Below are 17,778 nucleotides of genomic sequence, written 5' to 3'. Positions count from 1 at the left end.
CATGGGCGCGCTTGATAGGATCTTGAAGCGTGGTCGGAGTAGTGATCGGCTGAATGATATCGCTCGCGGCCTCGCCGAGCTTCGCAAGTTCGGAGCGAATGCGCACCTTTACCTGCCGGGGCCGGGGATTCCGATCCTTGGGCCAGAGTTGGTTGTGAACGGTGACTTCGGCTCATCCGAGGGGTGGGCGCTCGGAGGGTGGCTGGTAAGCGGCGGTAATGCGGTGGCTACGTCACTCTCCGCTTGGTCGTCTATTAATCGTCCAATAGCAGCGGTAAAGGGCAGAGTTTACGAAGTAACAATGGTCGTCTCGTCTTGTGTGTCAGGGGGGGTTTATGTGCAAATCGGCACGTATCCGGATGCGCAAAGCGGCGCAGTCAGGACTGGGCCGGGCACGTACACGGATATTCTAACGACGCCAGCCGACTCGTCGCTGATTGAGATTGCCTGCCACGCGGCCGGGTTCTATGGCTCGGTCGAGTCAATTACCGTCAAAGAAATCCTCGGCTACACCAACACGATAAGCGGCATTACTGCCGGTAACTATTTCGACTCCATTGGCACTACGCACGCATCTGTCGATGGACTTGTCGGTCTGGTGCTGGATGGTGCGGGGAGTGTTGGGAGTGACTTGTCTCCTGCGGGTCCGCTGAACCTACAATCGGCAGCTTGGTTTCAAAGCGCGGGCTGCAATGTTACATCAGCAACGACGCTTACATTCTCCGGCCCAAATGAGGAGATCATCCAGGAAGGAACAAGTGAGCATTGCGCCGGTAAGACGTATAAGTGCACGCTCAGGGCGAGCGGTAACGGTATTGTTTATCTCGGGGTTACTAACAAGATTGACTTCGCAGCTCGGGAGACTGTGTCGTTGATTGCAGCCGTAACGACAACAACAGTTTACGTCACGCAAAATAGTACGCCGTCGCCGGTAGGCGCGATCAGCATTGTCTCTGCATCAGCGACAGCCATCTCGATTGAGTCAATTACTTGGCAAGAAGTAACTGGCACCCACGCCACTCAGGCAACTACCGGCAACAAGCCTCCGTTGCGGCGTGGGATTGTTAATCTGCTGACGTATAGCAATGATCTGAGCAATGCGGCTTGGTTTGTTTCAAGCGGCGCATCCAAGGATTCAGCGACGACGGCAAGCGTTACATCTGCGACAAACAGCACGCTGTATCATTACGTTTCAGGGCTAACAACCGGGTTAGCTTACACAGCAGGCGTACAGATCAGTGGGCCACCCGGCACTCAGATCAGGTTGAGGCTTGAAGAAAATGGTGGATCTTATAACGGAACCGAGACGCTGATAACGCTGTCATCAACTCCTACCATTTACGCGACTTCTTTCACTGTTGGGGCAATAACGCAACTTGGGGTTTTGGTTCGCAGTGTCGGAACGGCTTGTCAAGTCACAGTAAGTGGTGCAGCCCTCTTCCAAGGCACCTACACCGCTGAACAAATCCTCGCTGCCGGTGGTATCCCTCTCACGACTACTGCGCCGGCATCGAGCAACGTTGGTGCATATTCTTGGGCGTTTGATGGTGTGTATGACAATCTTTCTACCCCAATTGACCTCTCAAACAGTAGCTATACGTTTTCTGTGTGCGGCTCTGTTAATACGATAGCCGCGACCAGTTTAGCGTTTTCTGGTACCGCTGCATCGCTTAACATGGCTCCGTTTATTGGTGTAACTTCTGGAGGCGGTATAGGTTTTGGTCAATTCTCCAATGACCTTGTATCTGTTGGGGGTTTGGTAAGCGCCGGCACACCGTATGTGATTACTGGTAGCAAGGGGGTATCGGGAAGAAAGGTTAGAAAGAATGGTTCTGTCGTCGCGTCAGATTCAAACACAACGGAATTAGGTGGCTCTGTTGGTCTAGCCATTGGTGGCGGCCAAGGCTGGGATAAATGGAACGGAAAGATTTATTCTGGAGTGGTCATCAAAGGCACCGTTTCTGACGCGCAACTCCTGATCTTCGAACGCATGATCAACGCTCTCAGCGGCTACGCAGCGGGGCGCTTCTGATGACCCGCTACTGCATAGCCGCCGTATTCCTGCTCCCCGCGCTTGGGATGTTGCTCGCATTCGCAATCGTCAAAGCGACCCGGTGCACGAACTGCTGCCAGAAAGGACAAGAATGATCTACGACCACACGATAACCATGACAGTCAGCATTGAGCAGCTCGAAACTGCCAAACGGATCAGCCGCGCCCTTGATCCGGATGTCGGCGGGTACGAAGCCTTTCAGCAGCGCAACGAAGATGGCACAAAGGCGCGCTACTCGACGCCGTGCACAGCAGACTTTGCACGCAACGCCGCGATGCTGCTCATGATCCCCAGTGAACTGCATGCGGTGGTTGCTGCTGATTACGCCGCTCGCTGGTCTGATCTCCCTGTGCCGACTCTCGATGACGTGACCGCGTTCTGCGCGAATGTTGAGTGCTACGTTGATGACGCAGCGCAGTCCGATTGCATTTGATGTAGGTCATCACAGCTGTTTATTTCCTGATCTCGCCTAGCTCGGCACCGACGCCCGTCATCCTCACCGGGCGCCGCCTCGCATGAAAAACTCCGGTTGTCACTTGATGAATCCATCAACAACTTCCGGAGTTTTTTATGTCTACTTCCCAGCATCGCATTTTCAAGGGCACTGTTTATGGTGCTGATTTCAAGACGCCGCTGGAACTTGTTGCTTTCGGCAACGCGGCGAAATGTACCTATTCTGTCGAACTCGAAGAAAAGAGTGTTCCCGACTACGAAAATCCGGGTGGTGGTAACCAGGAGTCGTACTCTCGGGTAAAGGCGGCGAAGCTGACGCTTGAGCTCAAAAAGGTCAGTGTCGCAAATCTTGCGCTGGCCCTGGGTGGTTCCTCTACTGCGATTGCGGCAGTTGCCGTAGTCGATGAAGTTCACACGGCAAAACTCGGTTGCCTGACGGTGCTCAATAAGCCGCAAGATACGAGTGCTGCGCTCACCGTAAAGCCTGCTTTGGCTGGTGCGGCCTATGTCGAAGGGGTCGATTACATCCGCAAGCGCGCCGGCATCATTACGCTTGAAGGCGGTGGCATCGAGGCTGACGAATCCCTGAAAATTTCTTACGCAGGTAAGGCTGGCCATCGCGTCGAGGCGCTTGTCGACTTGACTCGCGAGCACCATATTTTTCTGGACGGCATTGATGAGGTGTCTGGCGAAACGCAGGCGCCGGATTTCTACCGGGTCAAATTTCAGCCCGCGAAGTCGCTGGAGCACATCGGTGACGATTTCGTGTCGCTGACGCTGGAAGGTCAGTTGCTGAAGGACGAATCGAAGACCGGCGTCGGCATCAGCCAGTACACCAACATCACCACCGGCTACTGATCATGCGTGTCCTGCGTGAAGTGGCTATCCCCGGCCGTGAGAATAAGGTCATCGTGCGCGAGCTGACAGTTGGGGAAATTCGCTCCTGGTTGGCTGCCAAGGTCCAGCCTGGTGATCTGGTCGACTCGATGTTGATCGCTGATATTTCGATTTCTGACCTGCTCATTTTGAGCGATCTGACTAATGGCGAAATCGAAGAATTGACGCCCGCCGAACTTGACCTGGTCATCACAGCTGCAAAGGAGATCAACGTCGCTTTTTTCGCGATGCGCGAGAAGATGGTGGACATCGGGACCAAGATTCTCGCGGCACCGCCGGGCTAGAAAAAAGCGTGGCCTGCCTGGTTAGGTTGGGTCACGCAAATGCCTGGGATTACCCGTGGTCAGTGTTTTCCAGCGCGATGTCGGAGGCTGAGCAGGCAGCTAATCAGCGGTAAGGCCGGAAGAGAAACTGCAGGACTGGGATGGCGCAAGGGATCAGCAGGGCAATAAAGCCGATTCCGAGCGCCCAGCCCATTCCCCACTTAATGCCAGCGGCGAGCACGCCGATGCCGACAAAAAACAGGATTTGAGCAAAAGAAGCCATGGCCGACCTAAATTTGAAATTGGTGATCAGTGGTTCCAATGATGGGGCCATTGCTGCGCTGAATCAAGTCGTGACTCGGGCACAGGCTTCTGGCGCTGCACTGAGCCAGGCTGATTCATCAGGCACATTCGGAAAGACACGGGCTGGCGTTGAGTCGATATCGACGCAGCTGGCCCGCCTGCAGACGCTGGCCGGCGGTGCCGCCAGTGGGGCATTTTTGCTTTCCCTGGCAAAAGATGCCCTGCGCGCTGCTGATGAACTGAAAGGTATTGAGGCACGCCTGAAGCTGTCGAGTGCGTCGTGGCGCGAGTATCAGCAGGCGCTGGTCGGCGTGCGGGATATCGCCTTTCAAGCGGGCACGGCCGTCGCCGCCAATGTGGCGCTGATCAATCGGATTTCTGATCCAGTCAAAGCAATGGGCGGCGCGCAGAAGGATGTGTTGGCGCTGACGCAAGCAGTCAACAACTCCCTGCGCATCAGCAATGCGGGAACGGTCGAAGGCGCTGCAGCGATGCTGCAGTTTAGTCAGGCGATGGGTGCCGGCGTACTGCAGGGCGAAGAACTCAATAGCATCCTGGAGAACGCGCCCCGCCTGGCGCGTGCGATTGCCGATGGTCTTGGCGTAACGGTCGGCGAACTCAAGAATCTCGGGGCGCAGGGGGCACTGACAAGTCAGCAAGTATTCAAGGCCGTGCAGAGCCAGCAGGCTGCGCTTGCAGCTGAAGCAGCCCGTTTGCCTCAAACCGTTGGTATGGCCTGGACGAATCTCGCTGAGAGCACAAAGCTGTATGTCAGCGGCGTAGACAAGGCGACTGGCGCCACATCCGGACTGGCGACCCTGCTTAACACGGTGGCGAAGAATTTGCCGGCGATCGGCACGGCGCTTACTGACATTGCTATCGTCTCGGCAGTTGCATTCGGTGCCCGCCAGGTGGCTGCGCTCATGGCTTATGTTGTTGCGCAAGGAGACAAAGCTGCCGCCACGAAATTGGCAACAAGAGAACTGTCCAAACAGATGGATGGCGAATTGGCGTTGCGCCAAGCCATTCTTCGGAAAACTGAATCTGAGCTTCAAGCGGTCGCTGAGATAAACGCTTATACCCTCGCCACAAATGAGGCTGCCGCTGCAGATCGGCGGCGTGCTGCACAAACAAAGGTTGGTCCAGCTCGCCAAGATGTTGTTGTTGCGGGCTGGGGTGCTGCTGCGGCAAAGGAGGCTGCAGAGGCGGCAGAAAAAACAACTTTATTTTCTAAAGCGCTAGGTGGCCTGAAAGCTGTAGGTAGTGGCGTATTGAGTTTTTTTGGCGGCTGGCCTGGATTGCTTGTCACGGGACTGGTTGCTTCTTACGAGGTTTGGGACCATTTCAAAGCAAAATCAAAAACTGCGATTGATCAGACCAATGAATCGCTTGCTGATATGGCTGCTCGCTTCAACGAGTTTTCTGGCAAGTCCGGCGTTGAGGAATCTGCAAAGGCTTTGTCTGAGCTGAAAGACAAAGCGGCCGAGGCACGCGACAAGCTGGCCAGCCCGATTTTCAGGGCCAGCGAGGAAGGCAAAAAGATGGCCGCTGATCTGAAACTGGCGGATGAGGCTATCGATCAGTTTGCAGCCAAGGAAAAGAAGTTTAACGACAGCCACACCAAGGAGCGCGGGCTGCTCGGCCTGGATAAGCTGAAGATCGACGTCGGTGGTTTGATCGGTATCGATACGCAGAAGCAGCTCGATGCGTTTTCGACTCTGTACAAGGATTTTGTCACCAATGCGGTGGGTGACAACAACAAGCTGAAGGCGAGCGCGCTGGAGGTCAAGGCAGCGCTGGCCACCTTGCTTTCTTCTGCCAAGACGCCGGCCGAATTTACCGGCCTGATAACTCGGGTCAGCGATGCGCTCAAGGCCAGCCCCAAGGATTCAACGCTGCAGTCGACGCTGGAAGTAGCGATCGAGGGGCGCATGCAGGCGGAAATGAAAGCGCTGAACAGCCTCGTTTCTGGCCTTGAGGCGCGCGCTCAGCGTACGCAGGCTTTGTTCTCGAGCTCGGCACAGATCGCGCTGGCGCAATTCAACCAGGCCGCGGCGTTAGCGAAGGTTGCCGCTGAACTCAAAGGCGATGGCGTGGGCGTATCCCGTATTGAAACGAACAGTCGCAACGCCGAAGTGCTGGTCGCGCAGCAGGCAGCTGCGTTGCAGGTTGCTGCGCTCGACAAGGTGGCAACCAGAAAGCACGAGCTGATTGCACAGGGGCTGAAGGATGCCCAGGCCTCTGTTCGAGATGAGGTATCTGCAATCCAATTGAGCGGCCGCGAGAAGATTTCTCAGTGGGAGGCCGAAGTCGCAAAAGGCACGATGAGCAAGGAGCAGCTCGCCGACGCTGAGACGAAGCTGGCTAAGGAGACGACCGAGAAGGTCAAGGCGGTACGTGCAACGGGCAAGCAGGCCGAGGCTGATGCGATTCGCCAGAACCGGGAGGTTGATGCCGAGACTGCGCAAAAGCGCGTTGCGATTGCTGAGGGGCTGTACAAGACGATTCAGGGCAAGGCGGCTGAGGCGCTGTCGTCGTACAAGCAATATGCTCAGCAGGTCATCCAGCTCGACCAGAAGATCTCGACGAATCGGCTCGATACCTCAGCAGCGATCATGGCGCTGCAGCGTACTGGCATGTCGCCGAAGGATCAGGTGCAGAGCCTGCGTGAGGAGTTGTCTCAGCTGCAGGTGGCTACTGCCGATGCTATGGCGGCCGGGCAGCGTGACTACGCCCTGGAGCTACTGAGTCGGCAGAAGTCCTTGGCGCAACAGATCGGGCAGGCATCTGGTGAAGGTGTCGATAAGAAGGCACAGATCGCAGAGGGTGTCGATAATCTGACGCAGATTGGCGCGCAGGCCGAGGCCATTTTGCAGGAGCAGCGCGCTGCTGCAGCGGCATCTGCGGCCATTCAGCTGAAGTCCTATGGCGAGATGACGACGGCGCTGAATACATTGGCAAAGCAGATCACCGATCTGAATGCAAACGCGGCAATCAAGCTCAAGCCGGAGATCGAGAAGTCTTCGCTGGATGCGGCGATTTCGGCTGTGCAAAACGCCTTTGCAAACGTGACGATCCCGGTCAAGGTTCAGGCAACCGGTTTGCCGACCGCGCCAGCCGCGAACGATTCCTCATTGCCGGCCCGGGCAAGCGGCGGCGAGCTGCCGGGCTGGGCCCCGCACGACACGGCGGACAATGTGATTTATCGCGGTACGCCTGGTGAGTGGGTGATTCGCCGTGCTGCTGTGCGCTATTACGGCGCTGGCACGCTGGCGGCGCTGAACTCGATGAGCCTGCCGAAATATGCAACGGGTGGGCAGTTGGGTGGCAGCGTTGTGAATCGCTTGCGCGTGCCGAGCCTTTCAAACCCTTCAACTGCCCGCGGTCAACCTGATGTACTGGATATGGGCGCGCTAGGAAAAGTCCGGATGCGCAAGACCTCGGACACCTCCAGCGACGTTGCCGCCGTTCTTCACCGCGCCGCCCTGCGGTTTGGGAAGGGATGACATGAGCCATTTACCTTTGATTATCGCCGGCATTGTGGTCCCTGTTGAGTCCCGTCTCGATTTTCAGCAGACCTTCGAACCCATCGTTGCCGGGACGGATCGGCGCATGGCGAATGGTGCTCTTTTTTCAACCGAGACTTGGCGCCGCTGGAAAACCAGCATCAGTGCCGGAGGCTGGATTCTCCCCGCGTTGCTCGGTATCAATTACCGCTTGCCGTATGAGATTCATTGCGTGCAGCCGCTGTCTTTCCGCGTAGGTGAAGACCTGCCGGAAAACTGGGTCATGCGGCCGGATGCGCCCGTTAAGACGATCACCGATAAATATGGTGTTGAGACCCGACTGGTCTATCCGATCCTGACTGTTAAGTCTCGCCCGCCCCGCATTAATCCGGGTGCAAATCCTACATGGGAGCTGAATTGTGAAGAGGTGTAAGCATGCTCACGAAGCATAGAAAAGTTGCTACTTTTGATGACACAGCCAGCACGGCTGATGTGAAGACGGACGACTGGAATGATGTGCATTGTTTCGACCTCGGCTCATTGGTCCCGGTTGGGGTGTTGGTGCTGTCTTTCGATCCGTCCGGTTTCGTTTTGAGTTCCGGGCGCGGCGGGGTTGCCGGCGCGACAAGAGTCGATGTCGGCGTGTATTCCGCAGATGTCACGCCTTTGCCGTCCGCAGCGATTGCCGATGGTTGCGTGGCGGAGTACTTTGCCGTGCCGTCAATGGCTCCCATGCCGACGGCGCTTGCAGCCATGGTGATTTCGCCCAGCATCGTCGGCAGCACATTGGAGGTTTCGATCACCGATGGTTCTTTTGCTGCGGTCGATCCTACGGTGACAGTGAAACTTTATTTCACGGTTTGGGTAAGCATTGCGGCCGAGGCGCCGGCAGCTCCGTGATATGAGCGCTTTTTCTTCAGCATTCTCGCCAACCTTCGCCGGCGAAGCTGCGCCGGTTGCTGTTGTCTATCATCAGCCCGCGTTTTCGCTGGATACCCATGTGGGCCAGCCGACGCTGTTTGATACCTCGCCGCATTATGTTTGCTGGTCTGCATCGGTGATGATCGGTAGCGTGGATGTGAGTGATCGACTGAGCGGCTCACTGACAATTTCGGCTGCAGAGGAGTCAGCTCGGACGGCTCATTTCGATGTCACGCCTTTGTCTTCGGCAGAGCTTTTTTCCTATGACAACGCGCCGGTAACGATTGACATTACGGTGTTTCGCGGGACGTTGTCGGCCACCTATCGCCGGTTCACTGGCGTGGTCGAAGGCTTCGATTTTTCCGAGAGCGACATGCTGTGCTCGATATCGTGCCGGGATGGATACCAGGAGCGCATCAAGGCGGCAGGCCGGGATGCTATTCATTCGCTGCTGGGTGGCCTGCATACGGTGAGCGATGCGCTTTGCGCCTGGTCGGATTCAACGCCTGACCCTGTTGGCTATTTTGACGCTCTTCTGGAGACCGTTCCGGGTTCCGTGTTTATCAATGGGGCTGGGTTTTGGAAGTCGTTCCGTTGGGGGGGTGGCGCTCCCCGTGCGGTTTTCGGCTTGTCCGATTTTTTCGATGGGTCTCTTGCAACATCATTCCCGGCCCGTAAGGACATTCCGTCTTCGATCAAAGCGAGCTTGACAGTGCGCGTGAATCGATTACATGCGGTCGAAGTGCCGCTGTCATGGAAGGCTATCAGTTATATCGATTACGCTCACGGCCTCGGTTCTTGGCTTGGCAAGGCGACGGTGTTGGCGGCGCTTAATGGGCTGAGTGGATGGTTCATCAAGGGCAAGCCTGTGATGGGAACGCCGGAGAGCGGCTATGTTGTTCCCACGTCTGGTGGCGGGGTTTCGGCGCTACTCATCGGTGACGCAGACAAGACGTGTATTTCGCTGTCTGCAACGATGTACAAGCGGTGGTATCAGGAGGTCGATTACAAACTTTCGTTTGAGATCGCGCTGGGCGGCCTTTCCGACCGAGATGAGTCGATTTCCGAGGCTATTCAATCGACTTGGGATGCGGCAGCTTGGGAAGAGGTACCGTCATCCGACAACACGGTTGATTTGTACGTTGCAAATGCGCCGAGCGCCACGGTCACACCCACTGGCTATGAGGCACTCCCAGAGCCGTGGCCACCGGCTAACGGTGCAGTTGACTATTATCCGGATCTGGCCGGCGCGCCTTTGAATTCTGCCGCGCGCTACGTTGCTGCCCGTGCCCTGCGTTTGGCTGCAGCGGGTTTGCGGAAACGTACCGTCCAATTTGAGCGGCCTATTGATCCGCGCTGGGATATTTCTGACGTGTTGAGTATCGTTGGTCGCAAGGTCTCTGCGACCGGGCAGCTGACCGAGTTTGTCGATTCGCTCGACTTCGAGTCTGGCGAAGCTACAACCAGTTTTATCTTGGCGTGCCCACAGGGGAATGCGGATACAACGGCACTACCGTCATTTACGGTGCCTTCCATTATTTGCGATGTGGCGCATGCCCTGAATTTTCCGGTGCTGGGCAACCATCTTGGGTCGATTATGGGTATGACGCCCGCGACGAATGAGGATACGTTGCAGGGCTTCCTTTGCAACGTCGACCCAACAGCTCCTCAATTTGACGACACAAAGCCAGCTTTTGCACCGCAGTTCAGAATCATCATGCCGTCCATCTATGCGGTACATCGTGATCCGGCGACGGTGGATGTGCCGTTGACCGTTAATTTTCAATTGGCGGCCGGTGAGCTTTTGATCAACTTTTAGGAGGTTGGATGGACGCGAGCTTTGGTTTTTTCTTCGATCCGGGTCTGACGACACGAGTGCGCGGCAGGGTAGTGATGACGGTTGATGACGAGGGTAACGGTCGTGATTTGCTGGTGTATTTTGGCTCGCCGAAAGCGTCACGATTTTGCGTGGCAGAGGACGGTGGCGATGTAACGATTTCAGTTACCGGCCCGGTGTCGTCTAGCGTCAATGTTTCAGCCGTGCCTGGCGTTTTTTTGGGGGGGCAGTCTGTTGCTGTCGGTGCAAGGGTAGATGGTGGCCCCGGCAATTTGATTCCGGTTTATTTACGTACCGATGTTGCGGCGGCATCGGTAGTAATTGAGTCCAACGCGTTGGCAGAGTATCAAGCATGAACGGTAGTAAAGATCTGACCGCGGCCCTCGATGAGTTGATGAAACGTAGCCGGAATGGGCAAGATAACTCGTTGCCCGACGCAAATCCACGCGGCGATGTTCCGGCCCAACGTTCATCGTCTCTAGACTCCCCCGGATCTGGCAGCGGGAAGAATAACAAAGGCATAAACTCACCACTGACCGAGACGGATTATGCCGAGCGGCAATGGTTTCCAGAGCGGACCTTGACGACCACTGATGGGGTTTTTGCTGTGCGCGTTCGGGCATTAAAAAAGATTTTCATGACCGACGCAAAAGACAATAGCGTTGAGATGGTATTCAAGGATCAGCCGTGATTGATTTTTCGCCATGGGATGAGATCAAGGTAGTCGGAAACCCATGGCATGGCGTCATGAATGCTGCCGGCCAGCTGACCCTTGATACTGGCCCAGTCAAAGCGGGGGTCAGGCCTCTTGCATATGGCACCGAGATTGATACGGCACGACCACATGTACTAGTTCGATTTGCAAATCAGCCGGTTCCGCCCGCTGCTACGCTGGTGGAAACAGAAGCCGGGATGGTTTGGAAAAATGATGCAATCCTTGCCGGGCTACGGCGGCAATACAGCCCGTTTTCCAATGTTTCAATTGGCGTTAATACGTGGCTATTCAGGACGGTTGATTTAACGGTTTGGGTGCTGGAGCCGATACATCTCAATTCGACGACGTTGAGGATCAAGGGTAGTCGCCTCAACGTGAAAGACGACCCGAAACTGACGCTCGCCGATATTACGCACCCCGCCGACAACAACTTCAGTCAAGTATGGCCATCTCCCGATGGTACGCATGCCCTTGTTCCGTTCGGCTCGGTAATTCGCGCCATCGAGATAACCGTGTCGGGCGGCACCGCGACGATTCCACCTGTTGTTGTCGGTGTCGTTGAGGCCGATCGTCAGCGCAACGTGGTCGACACGGTTGCCATTTCGTCCAACGAGATGTGGATCGGCGCAAGGTACTTGGCGAACGGTGGGCGCGTCGATTTTTGGGAAGGCGGCTCAAGAGAGTATTCCGCCCCTACGACGACATATAAACGGTGGCTTTGGGTCGGGGCAGTTCGTTACGATCTGATGACTAACGCCGACACAGCGGTTGTATCTGGCACACCGAAATGGATGATCAATTTTGACGGGCACGAAGAGAACGGGACAAGCTTAGAAGCCATTCACCCGGCGTTTGCAATTTCCGTCGATCCCGCTATTGGTGTGATGGTCAGATATAGCCCCCAAAACCAGTCGTTGTCGCGCCGGATTCTCATATCGCCAGCTAACGACGTGGTCAAGGATTCAACGACATTCGGTGCCGAAGGCGCACCCTACGTGAACGATCCAAGAACAGGGCTTTTGCGGGCAGGTAACTGGGTTTGGTGAAACGAAAATTCATTGCACACAGCGAAATTATCCATCTGTGCAAATATCTCGCTATGAGTGTCCATTTATCTCGCGGCGCTACAACTTATTACAAGGCATTACAAACGGCCGGCTTCCTAACAAAATCTGACAATTGCCGGCGTCGACCGGTGGGCGGCCTGTCTAGACTGGCCACATGCACCGCCAACGGTGTTTTCTTCGTCATTCAACCTGCCAGGAGACTGCCATGCATGCCCGACATTTTTTCAAATTGCTGCCCATCGTCGCCCTCTGTCTGAGCGCCGCCATGCCGAGCGCGGCCAGTGCCCGCGAACGCGAACGTTTCATCCGGCCCAATGCCGAGGGTGGCGCCACCGCCGGTCGCCTGGCCGGTGGGGCCGGGCCGAATGGCGGCGGCTTCCTGCGCGGCCGGCGCACCCAGGGCGACGGCCAGGGCAATGTGACCTCGACCAGCGGTGGCGCCTTCCGCGGCCCGAACGGGGCGAGCGGCGCGCGTGCCGCCCAGGTGACGCATAATGCCGACGGTTCGGCCAGCCGTCAGGGCGGCTTCGCAGCGAGTGGTGAAAAAGGCTCAGTGCAAAGCCAGGGCAATGTCAGCCGCACGGCCGACGGCGCCGTCAGCGGCGAGCGGACAACCAGTGCGACGGGCGCCAACGGCAACACGTATCAGGGCAGCACCACCTATACCAAGGGCGAGGGCGTCAGTCATACCGGGACCTGCAGCGATGCTGCCGGCAACAGCATTCCCTGCGCTCGCTGAAATCGGCCGCGATAGAGGAGAGAGCGAGATGAAACGACTGCACCTGTGCGCCATCGGCCTGGCCCTGCTGCTCGGCCTGAGCGAAGCCAGCCTGGCCGGCCCGCTGCTTGATCGCCTGCGTGAACGGCGGGCGGAGCAAGGCAGCAGCGCGGCTGGTTCCACCCTGCCGGCCGGTGTCGAGCGCCTGGAGAACATCGCCTACGGCAGCGATCCGGCGCAGGCTTTCGACGTCTATCTGCCGCCGAATGCGCAGAATGCGCCGGTGATCTTCATGGTGCATGGCGGTGCCTGGGCGGTCGGCGACAAGGCGATGGGCCGCGTTGTCGACGCCAAGGTGGCGCGTTGGGTCAGTCGCGGTTTCATCTTCATCTCGGCCAATTACCGCATGCTGCCGAGTGCGCCGCCCGACGTGCAGTTGCGCGACGTGGCCCTGGCCGTGGCGACGGCACAGCGCAAGGCAGGCGAATGGGGCGGCGATGCGCGGCGTTTCATCCTGATGGGCCATTCGGCCGGGGCGCATCTCGTCGCGCTGCTCGCCGCCACGCCGCATCCGGCCTACGCGCCGGACCTGCAGCCGGTGCTCGGCACGGTGGCGCTGGACAGTGCGGCGATGAACGTCGTCGAGATCATGAGCCAGAAACACTACCGCCTCTACGACAAGCCCTTCGGGACTGATCCGGCCTATTGGCGCAGCATGTCGCCGACGCTGAACCTGGCGGCCGGTGCCGCGCCGCTGCTCGCCGTCTGCTCCAGCCGGCGCGATGAGTCCTGCGGCCAGGCCAGCCAGTTCGCCGGGCGCGCCGGGCAACTCGGCGTGCGTGCCGAAGTGCTGCGTCAGGATCTGTCGCACGGCGATATCAATACTCAGCTGGGGATGCCGGGCGCTTACACGGCGGCGGTCGAAACCTTTCTGGCCAGCCTGGACGGCGAAGTGGCGCACCGGCTGCGCTGAGCGCCGGCGGCCCGGACGCCAGCTTGCCATCCCGCGCTATTTTTCAAGCTTGCTCCGCTGGCGAACTGCGGCGGCGGAAAACGATCACGCCGCCTGGTCGGTGAAGTGCAGCGTGTCCTTATGGAGAAAGTCGAGGGCAGCGGCATAGCGCGCGGCCAGTTCCTGGACCAGCGGATCGTCCGCCGCATTGGCCTGGCGCAACAACTCGGCATTGCTGATCCAGAGCATGGGCTGGACCAGGGCCTGGCGCTGCAAGGTCGCGGGATAGGGCGGGCCACCCTGTTCGGCGGGCGCCGACTGTAGATTCTGTTCACTCATGATGTTGCCTCTTCTGGCGGGTTCATGAGTTCAATATATAGATTTTATTATAATTGTCAAATTTGTTATTAATGGAGCGTCGACCGATGGCACCGGCTGACCAGGAGCATCGCGGTAAAAGCCGGCTTACTGTTGAAAGGCCGGCTTGCCCATGACATGCGTGGCGACGACGCAGCGTTCGTCGCCGAGGATCATCAACGCGAACAGCTTCTCGGCCAGGCGTTCGCTGCCCTTGAGGCGGAAAGCCAGTTCCGGCGTGGCGCGCGGGTCGAGGACGACGAAGTCGGCTTCCTTGCCCCTGGCAAAATTGCCGATGAATTCATCGAGGTAGAGCGCCTGGGCGCCGCCCAGCGTGGCGAGGAACCAGGCGCGCAGCGGTGCCAGCGGGCGCTGGTGCAGTTGCGACACCTTGTAGGCTTCGCCCAGCGTGCGGATCAGGCTGAACGAGGTGCCGCCGCCGACATCGGTGGCCAGCCCGACGCGGATGCCGGCATCGGCCGCCGCCGGATGGTTGAAGAAGCCGCTGCCGAGGAAGAGGTTGGAAGTCGGGCAGAAAGCCGCCGCCGCGCCGTAGCGGGCCATTTCCTCGATTTCGACGGGCGCGAGGTGGATGCAGTGGCCGTAGATCGTGCGCGGGCCGAGCAGGCCGTAATGCTGATAGACGTCGAGGTAGTCGCGGCAATGCGGAAAGAGCTGGCCGACCCAGGCGATTTCCGCCGGGTTTTCGGCGAGGTGCGACTGCACGTGCAGATCGGGCTTGCTCTTGTAAAGCTCGCCGGCCAGCGCCAGTTGCTCGGGGCTGGAAGTCGGCGCGAAGCGCGGCGTGATGCTGTAGCGCAGGCGGCCCTTGCCATGCCAGCGCTCGATCAGTGCCAGGCTGTCGCGCTCGGCGTCGGCGACGGTATCCATCAGGTTGGCCGGGGCGTTGCGGTCCATCATGACCTTACCGGTCAACATCCGTAAATCACGCTTTTTCGCCGCGGCCATGAAGGCATCGACCGACTCCGGATGCACTGTCGAAAACACCGAGGCCGTCGTCGTGCCGTGCGCCAGCATGCGCTCGATGAAATATTCTGCGGTGGCAGCGCCGACCGCCGGGTCGCTGAAGGCCGCTTCGGCCGGGAAGGTGTAGTCGTTCAGCCAGTCAAGCAATTGCCGGCCGAACGAGGCGATGATGCCGGATTGCGGGTAATGGCAGTGGGTGTCGACCAGACCGGGCAGGATCAGGCGGTCGCCGTAGTTGAAGACTTCGGCTGCAGCGAGATCCTCCGGTGCAACGCGGGCCTGGACGCCGACCCAGGGGCCGAGATCGGCGATATGGCCGTCGACGATCCACAGTGCGCCGTCGCGAAAATACTGGTAGCTGTCGGCGTCGTCCTGTTCGCCGGGGTCGGCGAGGAAATGCAGCACCTGGCCGCGGACAAGCTGGAAACGGGAGATTTGCGGAGTGCTCATGATTTTTCAGTGGCTGCCGTTGGCCAGCTGCCGGGCCAGGCGGTTGTGGGTGGCGACCAGCGGTTGCAGGTCGAGCGGCAGCAACTGGCCGTCAGCGACGACCGGCTTGCCGTTGATGATGGAATGGCGCACCGACTGCGGCGTGCAGAAAACCAGCGCCGCGACCGGGTCATGCACGGCGGCGCCGGCCAGATCGAGGCCGCCGGTCGGGAAGGCGACGAGGTCGGCACTCATGCCGGGCGCCAGAGCACCGATGTCGTCGCGGCCGAGCACCTTGGCGCCGCCCAGCGTCGCGAGTTCCAGCGCCTGACGGGCGTTCATTGCCGCCGGGCCATGGCCGACGCGGGCGAGCAACATCGCCTGGCGGGCTTCGCCGAGCAGGTGGGCGGCGTCGTTCGAGGCGCAGCCATCGACGCCGAGGCCGACATTGACGCCGGCTGCGCGCATTGCCGGGATCGGCGCAATGCCGGAAGCCAGGCGCATGTTCGAGCAGGGGCAATGCGCGACGCCAGTGCCGCTGCGCGCAAAGAGAGCTATGCCCGGCGCGTCGAGCTTAACGCAGTGGGCGTGCCAGACGTCGTGGCCGACCCAGCCCAGCGATTCGGCGTATTCGGCCGGCGTCATGCCGAATTTTTCGCGGCTGTAGGCGACGTCGTTGTCGTTCTCGGCGAGGTGGGTATGTAGCGAAACCCCGTAGCTGCGCGCCATCTCGGCGGCGTCGCGCATCAGCTCGCGGCTGACCGAAAACGGCGAGCAAGGCGCGACGACGATGCGCTGCATGGCGTGGCGCTTGGGGTCGTGCCAGGTTTCGATCAGGCGCTGCGTGTCTTTCAGGATCGCCGCTTCGCTCTCGACCAGCCGGTCCGGCGGCAGGCCGCCCTGGCTTTCGCCGACGCTCATGCTGCCGCGCGCCGCGTGGAAGCGCATGCCGATGGTGGCTGCGGCTTCAATCGAGTCGTCGAGGCGGCTGCCGTTCGGGTAGAGGTAGAGATGATCGCTCGAGGTCGTGCAGCCGGAGAGGATCAGCTCGGCCATGGCGGTCAACGTCGAAATTTTGATCATTTCCGGCGTCAGCCCGGCCCAGATCGGGTACAGGCGGCGCAGCCAGCCGAACAGTTCGGCGTCCTGGGCGCCGGGGATGGCGCGGGTCAGGCTCTGGTACATGTGGTGGTGCGTGTTGACCAGGCCGGGCAGGGCAACCGTGCCGGCCAGCGAAATCACCTGGTCGGCAGTGGCCGGCAGTTGATCGCTGCTGCCGACCGCCTCGATCACGCCGTCGCGGATGAAAACGCCGCCGCCGGGAATTTCGCGGCGGGCGGCATCCATGGTGACGAGGACGTCGGCGTCTTTCAGTAAAAGCGTGGTCATCAAGTACTCAGGGCAGGAAAGGCTTGCCGAGCGAGGCCGGCAGGTTGAGCTGGAGCAGTTTGCGGTCGCGCGAAATGACGACCAGCACGACGATGGTTGCAGCATACGGCAGCGCGGCGAGGAATTGCACCGGTACGTCGATGCCCAGACCCTGCGCGTGGAACTGCAGGATGGTGACGGCGCCGAACAGATAGGCGCCGAGCAGCAGGCGGGTCGGTTTCCAGGTCGCGAAAACGACCAGCGCGACGGCGATCCAGCCACGCCCGGCACTCATGTTCTGGACCCACAGCGGCGTATAGACGGTGGACAGGTAGGCGCCGGCGATGCCGGCCATGGCGCCGCCGAAGGCGACCGCGCCGTAGCGGATGCCGAGCACCGGATAGCCGATCGCATGCGCCGCGTCCGGCGATTCGCCGACCGCCTTGAGCAGCAGGCCGAGGCGGGTCTTGGCCAGGGTCCAGGCGACGACGGCGAAGGCGATGAAGGACAGATAGACGACGGCATCCTGCTTGAACAGCACAGGTCCGATGACCGGGATGTCGGCGAGCAGCGGAATGGCGATGGGTTGAAGGCCGGGCAGGCTGTAGCTGACGTAGTGCTGGCCGATGAAGGCGGAGAGGCCGATGCCGAAGATGGTCAGGGCGAGGCCGCAGGCGGCCTGGTTGGCGGCCAGCGACAGGGCGAAGAAGGCGAAGATCATCGCCGTCGCAGCGCCGGCGATGGCACCGGCGGGCAGGCCGGCGGCGGCACCGTAGCCGGTTTCGGCGGCGAGCGCGAAGCCGGCGATGGCGCCGGTCAGCATCATGCCTTCGACGCCGAGGTTGATGACGCCGGTGCGTTCGGCGACCAGTTCGCCGAGGCCGGCGAAGATCAGCGGGGTGGCGGCGGCAATGGCGCCGGCGAGGACGGGAATCAGGCTGTCGATCATGGT

Annotated in this window: 18 protein-coding genes; 13 read left to right on the top strand and 5 right to left on the bottom strand. The window is 59.4% G+C overall.

The genetic code is table 11. From position 1 onward, the window contains the following. The first annotated feature begins 1 nt into the window (after window position 1). From KI612_RS12395 to KI612_RS12380, 4 genes are all read left to right on the top strand, one after another. On the top strand, window positions 2–2,032 hold the full coding sequence (locus tag KI612_RS12395; protein WP_226440391.1) for a hypothetical protein: 2,031 nt from the start codon (window positions 2–4) through the stop codon (window positions 2,030–2,032). Between the two features lie 112 nt (window positions 2,033–2,144). Then, window positions 2,145–2,486 (top strand): hypothetical protein, encoded by a 342-nt coding sequence (locus tag KI612_RS12390; RefSeq protein WP_226440390.1) that lies wholly within the window; start codon window positions 2,145–2,147, stop codon window positions 2,484–2,486. Between the two features lie 137 nt (window positions 2,487–2,623). Next, a complete protein-coding gene (locus KI612_RS12385) occupies window positions 2,624–3,364 on the top strand; it encodes a phage tail tube protein (protein WP_226440389.1) in 741 nt (246 codons plus the stop codon). A gap of 2 nt (window positions 3,365–3,366) precedes the next feature. Beyond that, window positions 3,367–3,687, top strand: coding sequence for a hypothetical protein (locus KI612_RS12380; protein ID WP_226440388.1), 321 nt, complete (start codon window positions 3,367–3,369; stop codon window positions 3,685–3,687). Window positions 3,688–3,790: 103 nt separating this feature from the next. Here the strand turns inward: KI612_RS12380 and KI612_RS12375 are convergent, their stop codons facing one another. Further along, window positions 3,791–3,949, bottom strand: coding sequence for a hypothetical protein (locus tag KI612_RS12375; RefSeq protein WP_226440387.1), 159 nt, complete (start codon window positions 3,947–3,949; stop codon window positions 3,791–3,793). Here KI612_RS12375 and KI612_RS12370 point away from each other — a divergent pair. From KI612_RS12370 to KI612_RS12330, 9 genes are all read left to right on the top strand, one after another. Next, window positions 3,948–7,475: a tape measure protein gene (locus KI612_RS12370; RefSeq protein ID WP_226440386.1), complete on the top strand. Its 3,528-nt coding sequence runs from the start codon at window positions 3,948–3,950 to the stop codon at window positions 7,473–7,475. The two genes, KI612_RS12375 and KI612_RS12370, sit on opposite strands and share 2 nt — an antisense overlap. Before the next feature lies 1 nt (window position 7,476). After that, complete coding sequence (locus tag KI612_RS12365) at window positions 7,477–7,908, top strand: hypothetical protein (RefSeq protein WP_226440385.1); 432 nt, start codon at window positions 7,477–7,479, stop codon at window positions 7,906–7,908. A 2-nt stretch (window positions 7,909–7,910) separates the two neighbouring features. Beyond that, window positions 7,911–8,375 carry a hypothetical protein gene (locus KI612_RS12360; RefSeq protein ID WP_226440384.1) on the top strand — a complete coding sequence of 155 codons (465 nt, stop codon included), beginning with the start codon at window positions 7,911–7,913 and terminating at the stop codon, window positions 8,373–8,375. A 1-nt stretch (window position 8,376) separates the two neighbouring features. Next, window positions 8,377–10,215: a hypothetical protein gene (locus KI612_RS12355; RefSeq protein WP_226440383.1), complete on the top strand. Its 1,839-nt coding sequence runs from the start codon at window positions 8,377–8,379 to the stop codon at window positions 10,213–10,215. 8 nt (window positions 10,216–10,223) lie between these two features. Next, entirely contained in the window at window positions 10,224–10,589 is a 366-nt protein-coding gene (locus tag KI612_RS12350; RefSeq protein ID WP_226440382.1) for a hypothetical protein, read from the top strand. After that, window positions 10,586–10,924, top strand: coding sequence for a hypothetical protein (locus tag KI612_RS12345; protein ID WP_226440381.1), 339 nt, complete (start codon window positions 10,586–10,588; stop codon window positions 10,922–10,924). Before KI612_RS12350 ends, KI612_RS12345 begins: the two co-directional genes overlap by 4 nt. After that, a complete protein-coding gene (locus KI612_RS12340) occupies window positions 10,921–11,994 on the top strand; it encodes a hypothetical protein (protein WP_226440380.1) in 1,074 nt (357 codons plus the stop codon). The genes KI612_RS12345 and KI612_RS12340 overlap by 4 nt, the downstream gene beginning before the upstream one ends. Before the next feature lie 226 nt (window positions 11,995–12,220). Continuing rightward, complete coding sequence (locus KI612_RS12335; protein WP_226440379.1) at window positions 12,221–12,754, top strand: hypothetical protein; 534 nt, start codon at window positions 12,221–12,223, stop codon at window positions 12,752–12,754. 28 nt (window positions 12,755–12,782) lie between these two features. Beyond that, complete coding sequence (locus KI612_RS12330) at window positions 12,783–13,706, top strand: alpha/beta hydrolase (protein WP_226440378.1); 924 nt, start codon at window positions 12,783–12,785, stop codon at window positions 13,704–13,706. An 84-nt stretch (window positions 13,707–13,790) separates the two neighbouring features. Here the strand turns inward: KI612_RS12330 and KI612_RS12325 are convergent, their stop codons facing one another. From KI612_RS12325 to KI612_RS12310, 4 genes are all read right to left on the bottom strand, one after another. Further along, entirely contained in the window at window positions 13,791–14,024 is a 234-nt protein-coding gene (locus tag KI612_RS12325; protein ID WP_226440377.1) for a hypothetical protein, read from the bottom strand. 126 nt (window positions 14,025–14,150) lie between these two features. Next, entirely contained in the window at window positions 14,151–15,479 is a 1,329-nt protein-coding gene (guaD, locus tag KI612_RS12320) for a guanine deaminase (RefSeq protein WP_226440376.1), read from the bottom strand. A gap of 6 nt (window positions 15,480–15,485) precedes the next feature. After that, window positions 15,486–16,847, bottom strand: coding sequence for an 8-oxoguanine deaminase (locus KI612_RS12315; protein WP_226440375.1), 1,362 nt, complete (start codon window positions 16,845–16,847; stop codon window positions 15,486–15,488). A gap of 7 nt (window positions 16,848–16,854) precedes the next feature. Further along, on the bottom strand, window positions 16,855–17,775 hold the full coding sequence (locus KI612_RS12310; RefSeq protein WP_226440374.1) for an ABC transporter permease: 921 nt from the start codon (window positions 17,773–17,775) through the stop codon (window positions 16,855–16,857). Window positions 17,776–17,778 lie beyond the last annotated feature (3 nt).

Origin of the sequence: Quatrionicoccus australiensis (genome assembly GCF_020510525.1) — a bacterium.
Taxonomy (GTDB): Bacteria; Pseudomonadota; Gammaproteobacteria; order Burkholderiales; family Rhodocyclaceae; genus Azonexus; species Azonexus australiensis_B.
The sequence above is the reverse complement of the archived record's forward strand: the minus strand, read 5'-3'. Positions and strand labels throughout refer to the sequence as shown.

What these genes read in the sequence shown, in the direction of transcription:
- KI612_RS12395 (WP_226440391.1), top strand. Translation starts at nt 2, where the DNA reads ATGGGCGCGCTTGATAGGATCTTGAAGCGTGGTCGGAGTAGTGATCGG.
- KI612_RS12390 (WP_226440390.1), top strand. Translation starts at nt 2,145, where the DNA reads ATGATCTACGACCACACGATAACCATGACAGTCAGCATTGAGCAGCTC.
- KI612_RS12385 (WP_226440389.1), top strand. Translation starts at nt 2,624, where the DNA reads ATGTCTACTTCCCAGCATCGCATTTTCAAGGGCACTGTTTATGGTGCT.
- KI612_RS12380 (WP_226440388.1), top strand. Translation starts at nt 3,367, where the DNA reads ATGCGTGTCCTGCGTGAAGTGGCTATCCCCGGCCGTGAGAATAAGGTC.
- KI612_RS12370 (WP_226440386.1), top strand. Translation starts at nt 3,948, where the DNA reads ATGGCCGACCTAAATTTGAAATTGGTGATCAGTGGTTCCAATGATGGG.
- KI612_RS12375 (WP_226440387.1), bottom strand. Translation starts at nt 3,949, where the DNA reads ATGGCTTCTTTTGCTCAAATCCTGTTTTTTGTCGGCATCGGCGTGCTC.
- KI612_RS12365 (WP_226440385.1), top strand. Translation starts at nt 7,477, where the DNA reads ATGAGCCATTTACCTTTGATTATCGCCGGCATTGTGGTCCCTGTTGAG.
- KI612_RS12360 (WP_226440384.1), top strand. Translation starts at nt 7,911, where the DNA reads ATGCTCACGAAGCATAGAAAAGTTGCTACTTTTGATGACACAGCCAGC.
- KI612_RS12355 (WP_226440383.1), top strand. Translation starts at nt 8,377, where the DNA reads ATGAGCGCTTTTTCTTCAGCATTCTCGCCAACCTTCGCCGGCGAAGCT.
- KI612_RS12350 (WP_226440382.1), top strand. Translation starts at nt 10,224, where the DNA reads ATGGACGCGAGCTTTGGTTTTTTCTTCGATCCGGGTCTGACGACACGA.
- KI612_RS12345 (WP_226440381.1), top strand. Translation starts at nt 10,586, where the DNA reads ATGAACGGTAGTAAAGATCTGACCGCGGCCCTCGATGAGTTGATGAAA.
- KI612_RS12335 (WP_226440379.1), top strand. Translation starts at nt 12,221, where the DNA reads ATGCATGCCCGACATTTTTTCAAATTGCTGCCCATCGTCGCCCTCTGT.
- KI612_RS12330 (WP_226440378.1), top strand. Translation starts at nt 12,783, where the DNA reads ATGAAACGACTGCACCTGTGCGCCATCGGCCTGGCCCTGCTGCTCGGC.
- KI612_RS12325 (WP_226440377.1), bottom strand. Translation starts at nt 14,024, where the DNA reads ATGAGTGAACAGAATCTACAGTCGGCGCCCGCCGAACAGGGTGGCCCG.
- guaD (WP_226440376.1), bottom strand. Translation starts at nt 15,479, where the DNA reads ATGAGCACTCCGCAAATCTCCCGTTTCCAGCTTGTCCGCGGCCAGGTG.
- KI612_RS12315 (WP_226440375.1), bottom strand. Translation starts at nt 16,847, where the DNA reads ATGACCACGCTTTTACTGAAAGACGCCGACGTCCTCGTCACCATGGAT.
- KI612_RS12310 (WP_226440374.1), bottom strand. Translation starts at nt 17,775, where the DNA reads ATGATCGACAGCCTGATTCCCGTCCTCGCCGGCGCCATTGCCGCCGCC.